The 2,838-nt window shown below is 45.3% G+C and carries 2 protein-coding genes; one reads left to right on the forward strand and one right to left on the reverse strand.

From position 1 onward, the window contains the following. Positions 1-76: 76 nt before the first annotated feature. Entirely contained in the window at positions 77-1,600 is a 1,524-nt protein-coding gene (gene betC / locus Q0241_RS14505) for a choline-sulfatase (protein WP_299378732.1), read from the reverse strand. A 127-nt stretch (positions 1,601-1,727) separates the two neighbouring features. On the opposite strand from betC, the gene Q0241_RS14510 reads away from it, so the two are divergent. After that, positions 1,728-2,648: a LysR substrate-binding domain-containing protein gene (locus Q0241_RS14510; protein ID WP_299378734.1), complete on the forward strand. Its 921-nt coding sequence runs from the start codon at positions 1,728-1,730 to the stop codon at positions 2,646-2,648. Positions 2,649-2,838: the final 190 nt, after the last annotated feature.

Consider the following 2,838-nt stretch of genomic DNA (forward strand, 5'->3'; position numbering starts at 1 on the left):
CAAAACCAAATCACCCCACAAGCGACACACCCGATATTTAATATCGGGTGTCCTTCTTTGGCCTCCAAACAGAACCTTATTCGCCACGGGGGAAGCGCGCATTTCCTTCCAGAACATTAAGATCCATATGGTTACGCATGTATCGCTCTGATGCCTTTTGTAAAGGCTGAAAGTCCCAAGGAAAATAACCGCCGTTGCGCAAGGCTTCATAAACAACCCAGCGACGCGCCTGACTTTCACGCACTTGCGCATCAAACAAGGACATGTCCCATCTATCTTGGACTTTCGCCATAAATTCTTTGACCAAGCCTGAATAACGTCTCTCTTCAGCTAAATTATTTAACTCATGAGGATCTACTTCTAGATCAAAGAGTTGCCGCGGGTCCAATTCACAGAATGTGAATTTATATTTTTCCTCACGAATAGCCACCAACGGCGCATAAGAACCTTCTGCAGCATATTCCATATAAACCGGGCTGACCCGTTCCCGTCCCTGCATTAACGGAATCAAGCTCTCGCCATCCGTCCAGGGTTCAACTTGGCTCAAATCAACACCGGCAAGATCAGCGAGGGTCGGAACGACATCCAGATTTGAAACAGGCGTATTTACCAACCCCGTATCACTGTTCGGAACTGAAATCATCAAGGGAACACGCGCGGAACCTTCGAAGAAATTCATCTTGAACCACAGCCCGCGTTCCCCCAGCATATCGCCATGATCAGAACAGAAAACGATGATCGTATCATCGCGTATCCGACAACGATCAAGAACACTGACAAGCTCGCCGACCTTATGATCCAAATAGGAAATATTCGCGAAATATGCCTGACGCGATCGCCTCACATTCTCGGGCTTGATATCGAAATTCTCATAGTCATTCGCAAGATATATACGTTGGGAATGTGGGTCTTGATCATCATAAGGAATCTGATCAACCACTGGCTCCAAGTGTTCACAATCGTTATAGAGATCCCAAAATTCACGACGGGCAACGTAAGGGTCGTGTGGATGCGTAAAGCTAACAGTCAAACACCAAGGACGTTTTTCATTACCTTGCTCACGAGCAAGTTGATAAAGTTTTTGTTGGGCATGAAATGCGACTTCATCATCATATTCCATCTGATTACTTATTTCCGCCACTCCGGCTTCAGTGACAGAACCAAGGTTATGATACCACCAGTCAATGCGCTCGCCGGGCTTTCTGTAATCAGGCGTCCACCCAAAATCAGCAGGATAGATATCCGTCGTCAGACGATCTTCAAAACCATGAAGCTGATCCGGTCCAACAAAATGCATCTTTCCGCTCAGACAGGTGTAATACCCTGCCCTCCGCAGATGGTGTGCATAGGTCGGAATGTCTGACGCATATTCAGCCGCATTATCATAAACCCTTGTTCTCGAAGGCAGCTGCCCCGCCATAAATGACGCACGTCCCGGCGCACAAAGGGGACTTGCCGTATAGTTATTTTGAAAGCGCACAGACTTTTGTGCCAGAGCCTTGAGATGAGGCGCATGAAGAAAATCAGCAGGACCATCTGGGAATAATGTTCCGTTTAACTGATCAACCATGATGATCAAAATGTTTGGTTGCGCGCTCATTGCCAGGATCCTCTATCTAAAAAACATCATCTGAGATATCAACAATTCGATTGACCTCAAGACATAACAAAAATTACGATCAAAATTGTATTACAAATAAATTCCAGCTTGTAGACTGAGATTCCATATGGCTGTCATAAATAATTTAGACAACAAGCTTCACACCCACATCGCTGAATTACACGCCTTCGATGTCGCAAGCAGACTGGGAAGCCTAACCAAAGCCGCTGCACAGCTCAAAATCACTCAACCAGCTCTCAGCCAAAAAATCAAACGACTGGAAGCTTTTGTTGGCGAGCCTCTTTTCCTGCGCCAAAATCGCGGTGTGAAGCTAACCCCCACAGGAAAAGCTCTCTTTGATTCTGCACACGAAAACCTTCAATCCCTTCGCGATATTTTTGGGAATATCGAGAATAGAAAATCAACGAAACAAGTGCGCATCAGCACTGATTTTGCCTTTGCGGGGCACTGGCTAGTCCCACGTTTGGCAGAACTGAGGAATGATCTACGCGGTATAGATATTCAGGTTTTCACGTCCCAAACCCCCAATAACCCGCTTACATTTCAAAGCGACCTCATCATTTCGTTAAAAACGTCACCTCAGACAGATACGCGAAATCATATTCTTTTTGAAGAAGAAGTCTTTGCAATATGCAGCCCCCAATTTCTTGAAGAACATGGTCCCTTTCAAAATGTTTCAGATATAGGGAATAATCCCTTACTTGATTTAACCGCATCACCAGACGCAATCTGGCATAATTGGGAAAGCTGGCTAAAACAGCAAGGCGTAAAAAAATCAACACAAACAACCGCTGTTGGCCTAAGCAATTATAGCCTTGTCATTCAAGCCGCTATAAGGAATCAAGGTCTTGCCCTTGGCTGGAAAGGGCTTATTGAAGAGCATCTTGAACAGAACGATCTTGTAATTGCCTGGCCACACTCGGTGCGAAGTGATCGGTCTTATTGTCTTCAACAAAGAGACGATGCGTCGCCGCATGTCAAAAAGGTTTACAACTGGATCAAGACGAACTCTTCGCGAAGCTCATAGATCAATAAAAATACCTCTACTTGCCTCTTCTTACAGGAGCTCTTATATGAAAAGACATATATTTATGCCTTTTTGAGAGTCCCATGTTATTCGCACGTCCGACAACTCCCCTTAGCTCAGGGGAATTCATAGCCCTTATGGCTTTTTTAATGTCACTGGTTGCCTTGTCAATTGATGCCGTTATGCCTGC

This window comes from uncultured Kiloniella sp., assembly GCF_937128705.1.
Lineage (GTDB): Bacteria > Pseudomonadota > Alphaproteobacteria > Kiloniellales > Kiloniellaceae > Kiloniella.

What these genes read in the sequence shown, in the direction of transcription:
- Q0241_RS14510 (WP_299378734.1), top strand. Translation starts at nt 1,728, where the DNA reads ATGGCTGTCATAAATAATTTAGACAACAAGCTTCACACCCACATCGCT.
- betC (WP_299378732.1), bottom strand. Translation starts at nt 1,600, where the DNA reads ATGAGCGCGCAACCAAACATTTTGATCATCATGGTTGATCAGTTAAAC.